General features: G+C 37.0%; 9 protein-coding genes. All 9 read left to right on the top strand.

Annotated features, from left to right (window positions below):
• On the top strand, window positions 1-934 hold a 934-nt coding region (locus tag F6K22_RS23855), incomplete at its 5' end, for a Kae1-like domain-containing protein (RefSeq protein ID WP_483244157.1).
• A 6-nt stretch (window positions 935-940) separates the two neighbouring features.
• Window positions 941-1,189 (top strand): HypC/HybG/HupF family hydrogenase formation chaperone, encoded by a 249-nt coding sequence (locus F6K22_RS23860; RefSeq protein ID WP_293103622.1) that lies wholly within the window; start codon window positions 941-943, stop codon window positions 1,187-1,189.
• Window positions 1,190-1,498: 309 nt separating this feature from the next.
• Window positions 1,499-2,692, top strand: coding sequence for a hydrogenase formation protein HypD (gene hypD, locus F6K22_RS23865; protein WP_293103625.1), 1,194 nt, complete (start codon window positions 1,499-1,501; stop codon window positions 2,690-2,692).
• A 361-nt stretch (window positions 2,693-3,053) separates the two neighbouring features.
• Window positions 3,054-3,281 (top strand): tautomerase family protein, encoded by a 228-nt coding sequence (locus F6K22_RS23870; RefSeq protein ID WP_293103628.1) that lies wholly within the window; start codon window positions 3,054-3,056, stop codon window positions 3,279-3,281.
• A 339-nt stretch (window positions 3,282-3,620) separates the two neighbouring features.
• Window positions 3,621-4,085 carry a GNAT family N-acetyltransferase gene (locus tag F6K22_RS23875; RefSeq protein WP_293103631.1) on the top strand — a complete coding sequence of 155 codons (465 nt, stop codon included), beginning with the start codon at window positions 3,621-3,623 and terminating at the stop codon, window positions 4,083-4,085.
• Between the two features lie 175 nt (window positions 4,086-4,260).
• The gene (locus F6K22_RS23880; RefSeq protein WP_293103633.1) at window positions 4,261-5,016 is read left to right on the top strand and encodes a Uma2 family endonuclease; all 756 of its coding nucleotides are present in this window, start codon (window positions 4,261-4,263) and stop codon (window positions 5,014-5,016) included.
• Window positions 5,017-5,099: 83 nt separating this feature from the next.
• Entirely contained in the window at window positions 5,100-6,263 is a 1,164-nt protein-coding gene (locus F6K22_RS23885; RefSeq protein WP_293103635.1) for a hypothetical protein, read from the top strand.
• Entirely contained in the window at window positions 6,202-6,540 is a 339-nt protein-coding gene (locus F6K22_RS23890) for a hypothetical protein (protein WP_293103637.1), read from the top strand. Before F6K22_RS23885 ends, F6K22_RS23890 begins: the two co-directional genes overlap by 62 nt.
• Window positions 6,541-6,591: 51 nt before the next feature.
• Window positions 6,592-7,698, top strand: coding sequence for a hydrogenase expression/formation protein HypE (gene hypE / locus F6K22_RS23895; RefSeq protein WP_293103640.1), 1,107 nt, complete (start codon window positions 6,592-6,594; stop codon window positions 7,696-7,698).
• The last annotated feature ends 89 nt before the right edge of the window (window positions 7,699-7,787 follow it).

Genomic DNA, 7,787 nt, shown 5'->3' on the forward strand with positions numbered 1-7,787 from the left:
TGCAGCTTGTATGGCAGAAAATGGATTAGATATTGATTGTCAGCCAGTTTTAGGAATTGCTTTAGATGGATTGGGTTATGGAGAAGATGGAACTATTTGGGGTGGAGAATTTTTATTGGCAAATTATCACGGGTTTCAACGTTTAGCAACTTTTAAACCTGTACCAATGATTGGAGGGGAACAGGCTATTTATCAACCTTGGCGGAATACTTATGCTCATTTGGTCGCTGCTTTTGGTTTAGATTTTCTTAAGGATTACCAAGATTTAGAATTATTTAATTTTTTCCAAACAAAACCTCTGGCCACCCTTAATCAGATGCTGGAAAAAGAGATTAATTCTCCTCTGGCTTCTTCTTGCGGACGGTTATTTGATGCGGTGGCTGCTGCGATTGGGATTTGCCGGGAATCTTGTAGTTATGAAGGCCAAGCTGCCATAAATTTGGAGGCTTTGGCAACAGAGTATTTATTAAATGATGCTGAAGAAATCCAGGGTTATCAATTTAATATGTTAAATTTACACCAAGATAGTAAATTCCCTCTTACTTATCTGGTGCCACAGCCGATGTGGCAATCCTTACTGATAGATACAAAACAAAGTGCTACTCCGGCTCTGATGGCAGCTAAGTTTCATCAAGGATTGGCGATCGCTATTTCTGAGATGGTGGCTGAATTGCATCAGAGTTGTGAGTTTAATAAAGTTGCTTTGACTGGTGGAGTATTTCAAAATAAATTGTTACTTGCAGGAGTGAGCGATCGCCTAATTAAAATGGGGTTGGAAGTATTGACTCACAGTCAAGTTCCACCTAATGATGGCGGTTTATCTTTAGGTCAAGTAGCGATCGCTGCTGCTAGAATGGGAGGGCAAGACAAGGATTTGGGCACGGATACACGGATTTTAAAAGGTTTTAATTTTAGTAAAAGTTTAATTAATTGAATAAAAATGTGTTTAGGTATTCCCGGTCAAATTATTGAAATAACGGATATTGTGAATAAATTGGCAATGGTTAGTATTAGTGGGGTGAAACGGGAGGTTAATATTGCCTGCATAGTTGATGAAGAACATCCGGTTGAGTCATGTATTGGCGACTGGGTGTTAGTTCATGTGGGTTTTGCCATGAATCGTTTAGATGAGGAAGAAGCAACAGAAACTTTGAAGTTATTGCAGGAAGTCGCTGCAGTAATGAATTAAAACGTAGATTGGGTTGAGAAATGAAACCCAATATATCCAGGTGTAGGTTGGGTTGAGGAAACGAAACCCAACATATTCTTATATTTATTAGACATCTGCGATCATCAAAAATCCAATCAATTATTATTGATAAATTATCAATTAGTCCCCTCCTGGGAGGGGTTAGGGGTGGGTTAAGTGTTCCCAGTTAAGTGTTCCCTCTTTTCTGGAGATGTTTATTTATGACAACTGATAACTAATTTGTTGGGTTGCGCTAGCGCTTAACCCAACCTACGATATAACAACTTATAACAGAAACGGAAAAAATTTATGAAATACGTTAAAGAATTTCGCGACCCCGACAAAGCGCAAGGTTTAGTAAGAGAAATTGATAAACTCAGCCAAAAATTAGGATACAGTAGCGATCGCCCACTAAAAATAATGGAAGTTTGTGGTGGTCACACTCACTCTATTTTCAAATATGGCATTGAGGAAGTTTTACCTAATAATGTCGAACTAATACATGGTCCTGGATGTCCGGTTTGTGTAATGCCAAGGGGTAGATTAGATGATGCGATCGCTTTGTCGGAAAAACTCAACGTGATTTTTACCACTTTCGGCGATGCGATGCGGGTGCCTGGTTCCCAAAAAAGTTTGTTGCAAGCAAAAGCTCAAGGTGCAGATATTCGGATGGTTTATTCGCCTTTGGATAGTTTGCAAATAGCTAGGGAAAATCCAGACAAAGATGTTATTTTCTTCGGTTTGGGTTTTGAAACTACCGCTCCTAGTGCAGCTTTAACTATTTTGCAAGCAGAAGCAGAAAATATTTACAACTTCAGCGTTTTCAGCAATCATGTTTTAGTTGTACCTGCACTAGAAGCATTACTGAGTAACCCAGATTTAGAATTGCAAGGTTTTGTCGGACCTGGTCATGTGAGTATGGTTATTGGTACTGAACCCTACCGCGTGATTTCCGAAAAATATCAGAAACCTTTGGTAGTATCAGGATTTGAACCTCTAGATATTTTGCAATCTATTTGGATGTTGCTACAACAAATGTTAGAAGGTCGTTGTGAGGTGGAAAACCAATATAGTCGGGTGGTGAAGGAAGGGGGTAATAAGGTGGCACTGGAAGCAATGGGCAAAGTATTTGAAGTACGAGAAAAGTTTGAGTGGCGAGGTTTAGGAGATATTCCTGAGTCGGGCTTAAAAATTACTGATGCTTATGCCTGTTTTGATGCAGAAATTAAGTTTTGTGTGCCTAACAAAAAAGTTGCTGATGCTAAAGCTTGCCAATGTGGGGAAATTCTCAAAGGTGTTTTGAAACCTTGGCAGTGTAAGGTATTTGGTACTGCTTGTACTCCTGAAAATCCTATCGGTACTTGTATGGTTTCCTCTGAAGGTGCTTGTGCTGCCTATTATAAATATGGAAGGTTGTTTAAGAAGGAAGAGGGAAAGAAAGTTGAGGTGGTGGCATCTTGCTCCCCAACTGGGAGATCGGGAAAAATTGTTAGTGGTGCATAGTAATGGTAGAGCTAGCGAGGGAGTGGGTAGGGACCTTGCATGCAACGTCCCTACGGAGTGGGGGAAACCCGGAACAGGAGGAGGATGATTTTTTCACGATCAAAAAAACTCCAGGAGATTTGGAGGAATTAACAATTTAGGTGAATACCAAGTTTACTCAATACCATTACGCTAGCAGGTACCGAAAAATTTAACAAATATAGTGTTTTTTAAGTTACTTAGGTACAGTTGTTTTTCTTCTTTTCCATTCCCTATTTCCCAAATTACTACTCCCTACTCCCTGCTCCCTACTACCTAAAACCAACAATTTTGTACCTCACCAGTATGAGAATTTCTATAAACAAATTAAGAGGAAAAAATTATGCCATTTATAACAATTCAAATTGCTGACGGTCATTCGGTTGAATTAAAACGTAAACTAGCAAAAGCTGTCACTGATACAGTAGTTTCTACTTTAGGAACAAAACGAGAGTGGGTGACAATTCATATCGACGAATTTAGTCGAGAAAATTGGGCTGTGGGGGGTCAACTTCATATTGATAAACATCCCGGTCGTCATGCAGAAAAAGTAGAAAATAGTAGAAAATAATAGTTAATTTTTCTGGTAAAAATTGGCAGTAGTTATCATAAAGTAAGCAGTTATAACTGAAGTCAGAAGTTATACCAATTCACTTTAAAGATGTCACAAATAGTTTCAAACTACATAAGTGAAATAATTTCCTGAAATTACTGTAGCGTCAAAGTTTTGAGCCTACAAAATATTAATGCATGACTTTTAACTTCCGTGAAACTGTATTAGTAGGGGCAAATTGCAATTCGCCCCTACATTTGCAGTACGGACTAAATTTGAGAGGGACGAGAATATCCTCATAGTAATAGGGACTGCTATAATTCCAATTATTTAGAAATAAATAGCCATCTAAAAATTATGCTGCACACAGAAATAGTAATTAGAGAAGCAGTTCCCAGTGACATAAAAATAATTATGGAATTGCTGTATCTAAAAGCAAAATTTGACGGCTGTCCCGAATCTCTCAAAGCAACAACCGAACAACTAAATAAAGATTTATTCGGCACAACTCCCCTCACTTCAATTTTATTAGCTGAAGTAGAGGGAAAAACTGTAGGTTTTGCTAGTTATCATCGAATTTATTCTACATTTTTAGCTAAACCTGGAATTTGGCTAGATGATTTGTATTTAAAAGAAGAATACCGAGGTCAAAAAATTGGTAAAGCTTTAATGACTCGTCTGTATCAAATAGCTGAAGAAACAGGTTGCGGTAGAATTGATTGGACTGTTAATATTAATAACTCTCAAGGTATTAACTTCTATGAAAAAATGGGAGCCAATATTATAGAAAAGGTGAGATTATGTCGCCTGGAAATTCAATAATTAATAAGTCATGTAGGTTGGGTTGAGGGACGAAACCCAACAACAATCTTTCTCCTCTACTCCCTAATGCACTATTTTAGCTAAAACGGTTCAGTAGGTTGGGTATAAAAAACTCAAATACACTGAATTTAGCCTCCTGTTTATAAAATTTACTGCTAATCATAATTAAAAAATTATGTCTACATCACAAACACCAATAAGTATTGAAAATAATCCCAAATTTTTCGATAATCAACCAGAAGATTTTGAATTTACTGCCCCGGATCTTAGTGATGTTATTACTGAAGATTATACTTCCGTGGATAATTTAATTACTGAGAAACAACAAAGACTATTAACTACTACTTTATACAGTTCTTTTTCAACGAATTTACCATTTTTAGCTACTGCGAATGTCGGACTTTTTTACGGCAATAAAATACCACCACTTGTACCAGATGTTCTCCTCAGCTTACGAGTCAAAGTACCGGAAGATTGGAGTGAAAAAAAGAATCGTTCTTATTTTGTATTTTCTTTTGGCAAACCTCCAGAAGTAGCGATTGAAATTGTCTCTAATAAAATCGGTAATGAACTAGGTAATAAATTACAAGATTATGCTTTTGCTGCGGTAGGTTATTATGTGGTTTTTGACCCACTAAAACAACTTGGGGAAACTATTGTACGAGTCTATGAATTACGAGGTAATAGTTATGTAGAATTACAGAATTTCTATTTGCCACAAGTTGGATTAGGTTTGACTATTTGGCATGGAATTTTTGAAGGGAAAGAATATGATTGGTTGCGTTGGTGCGATGATTCAGGGAATATTCTATTAACTGGTGATGAACGAGCTGAACAAGAAAGACAACGAGCAGAACAGGAAAAGCAAAGAGCGGATAGACTGGCAGAAATTCTCAGGGAAAGAGGTATTAACCCTGATGAAATTTTGTAGTTAGTAAAGTAAAGTAGGTTGGGTAGAACAGAGTGAAACCCAACATAATCAGAGATGTTTTTAATGTAGCTTAAAACAGGTCTATGACAAATCAAGAAGATTTTTATAAAATTACGCCAAGCTCAAATTATTCAGCCCAAATCAAACAGTTTGAAAATAATCTGCTTGAATTTATGAATCAATATGGTTTACCTACAGATTCTGTATTAGTAACAGTAAGTGAAAGATTGAAAGTTTTTAAGAACATAGAAGATGTTGTAGAAAAAATTGAAGATAATAAAAAAGAACGTTCTTTTTATATCTCAAAATTTATTGCAGCTTCAGCAGCAGGATTGTTTGATGCTGCTTTAAATTACCTCTGGGATGAAACAATTTCTGAACTACGAATAAGAGTTGAAAAATATGACTTAGATTACTTTTTTGATACTGCTGTTGGTGCTAGTTCTGAACGACGTAAGAAGTTAAAAGATAAAGATGATTTAGTTAATATAAGTGATAGTGAATTAATCAAAGCTGCTAATGAAATTGAATTAATATCAGACTTAGGTTTTCAACATCTTGATTATGTAAGATATATGCGTAACTGGGCAAGTGCAGCACATCCTAATCATAATCAAATTACAGGTTTACAGCTTATAAGTATGCTAGAAACTTGTATTATTGAAGTAATTACTCTGCCTTTGTCAAATGTAGTAGTTGAGATTAAAAAGCTTCTTGCGAATATTAAGACCAACCAAATATCTAAGAAAGATGCTAAACAAATAGCCTCTTTCTTTATAGACTTATCAGTAGAGCAAATAAATACTTTAACTGCTGGTTTATTTGGTATTTATACTCGACTTAATAGTACAACTCAAACTCGTCAAAATGTCAGATTTATAATTCCTTTTTTATGGGATAGATTAAATGAGGATACACGCTCTCAATTTGGCACAAAGTATGCAAGGTTTGTAGCAAATAATGACCAATTTCAGGCAAATTTAGCTAGTGAATTTCTGGAAACAGTTTCAGGACAATCTTATATACCAGATAATATTCGTTCGGTTGAAATACAAACATCTATTGAAAACTTACTGACAGTTCATAGAGAAATAAATAACTTCTACAATGAACCTACATTTGCTCGACAACTCCAAATACTTGTTGGCGAGATGGGTAAGATTCCACCTCAAGTAAATCGTGAATATGTCTATATGTTTAGTAGAAGTATTTTTAACCAATGGAAATGGTGTTGCTTGGGGTGCTGAAGAGATATACATAGTTATGCTAGAAAAATTTGATTCTGAACAAGCACTTATAGCAATACTGTCTTTCAATGACTCAAACATTTCTGCTCGTCTACAACATAAATTATGTCAACAAAAGTTTAGAGAATTATTGGAAATAATGACAAACAAAGTTTCTAGTCAGGTAATAAAAGAATTTATTGAGCAGTTAAAAAAATACAACGCTCCTTTAAATACAATGAAAAATGATTCAGACATTAAACGTCAGGTTGAAAATTTGAAAAAAATACTATCGTAAATAGACTACTAAATCCCAAAATCAGCAATCTTAATAAAATTGATATTTAATATGACAAACTCTCTTTCCAACGAACCTAACCAACATCCTTTATTTAAAAAAATCGAACGAGCGCGACGTCGCCCGACAAAAGTACGCGACACCAATATTACCCTCGCCCACGGTAGCGGTGGTAAAGCAATGCGCGACTTAATAGAAGATATTTTTGTCAGCAACTTTGACAACCCTACCCTATCTCAACTAGAAGACCAAGCAACATTCGACCTCGCAACTTTTACTGCTCAAGGAGACAGACTTGCTTTTACCACCGACTCTTATGTAGTTGACCCCATATTTTTTCCCGGAGGTAATATTGGCGAACTTGCAGTCAATGGAACTGTTAACGATCTAGCGATGAGTGGAGCAAAACCTCTATATCTCTCCTGCGGAATGATTATTGAGGAAGGTTTCCCCGTTGACTCCCTCCGAGAAATAGCAAAAAGTATGAAAGTTGCAGCAGATGTTGCCGGAGTTAAAATTGTCACTGGAGACACAAAAGTTGTTCACCGAGGTGCTGCGGACAAATTATTTATCAATACTGCGGGGGTAGGTGTAATTCGTTCAGGTGTTTCTATTTCCGCCCAAAATCTCCAACCAGGGGATGCCGTTATTGTAAATGGTTATCTTGGAGACCACGGAGCAGCTATTACGATCGCTCGTGGAGACTTAGCTTTAGCAACGGAAATCAACAGCGATACTCAACCTTTGAATGGTTTGGTTGATACTATTTTGGATGTTTGCCCAGAAGTTAGGGCGATGCGAGATGCTACCCGTGGCGGTTTGGCAACTGTATTAAATGAATTTGCCATGAGTTCGGAAGTAGGGATACGACTTTTTGAATCTTCCCTACCAGTAAGGGGTGAGGTGCAGGGAGTCTGTGAAATTCTCGGTCTCGATCCTTTATATTTTGCGAATGAAGGTAAGTTAGTAACAGTGGTGCCAGGAGAAAAAGCAGAAACTGTTTTGGCAGCAATGAAATCTCATCCCGCGGGTATTGATGCTGCTATTGTGGGCGAAGTTATTGCTTCTCCTCCCGGAATTTTGTTGTTGCAAACTACTTTTGGCACCGAGCGTATTGTAGATATGTTAGTAGGAGACCAACTGCCAAGAATTTGTTAAAAACTATTCCGGAACACAAAAGGGATGAGCAACCCCTTTTAAAATTCAACGACTATTAGACATCTCCAGGCTTTTGTTGGGTTGAGGAA

This window comes from Okeania sp. SIO2F4 (assembly GCF_010672385.1).
GTDB lineage: Bacteria > Cyanobacteriota > Cyanobacteriia > Cyanobacteriales > Microcoleaceae > Trichodesmium.